The sequence below is a fragment of the Mesorhizobium sp. M1C.F.Ca.ET.210.01.1.1 genome, from assembly GCF_004791585.1.
Classification (GTDB): domain Bacteria; phylum Pseudomonadota; class Alphaproteobacteria; order Rhizobiales; family Rhizobiaceae; genus Mesorhizobium.
This window is the reverse complement of record NZ_SRUU01000208.1, coordinates 1-291: the sequence shown is the minus strand read 5'-3', so window position 1 is coordinate 291 and position 291 is coordinate 1. Positions and strand designations below refer to the sequence as shown.

The 291-nt window shown below is 62.5% G+C and carries 1 pseudogene; it reads right to left on the bottom strand.

The features are described 5' to 3' along the window. A pseudogene (locus EN853_RS33605) lies at positions 1 to 291 on the bottom strand (polysaccharide deacetylase); the annotation flags it as partial.

The following is a 291-nucleotide window of genomic DNA, read 5'->3' as shown; positions in this document are numbered from 1 at the left end:
GGCGTTTTCAAAGATGCGCCGGACGGAGGCGAATTCGGTCAGCCAGTCGGCCTTGCTCCAGTCCTTGCCGTCGAAATGGCCGCAGGCATGGCTGCCGATGTCGTGACCTTCGGCTGCGGCTAGCCGGACCTGTTCAAGACGCTCCGCGACGTCCTGTTTCGACGCACCGAAGCCGACATTGGATTTGCCGGCGGCCTTGCCGGGGCCGGCATAGTCCTGCCGCGTTTCCGGCGAGAGCAGGAAGACGCAAGACAAAAAATAGGTGAAATGCGCGCCCGTGCGCTTTTCCAG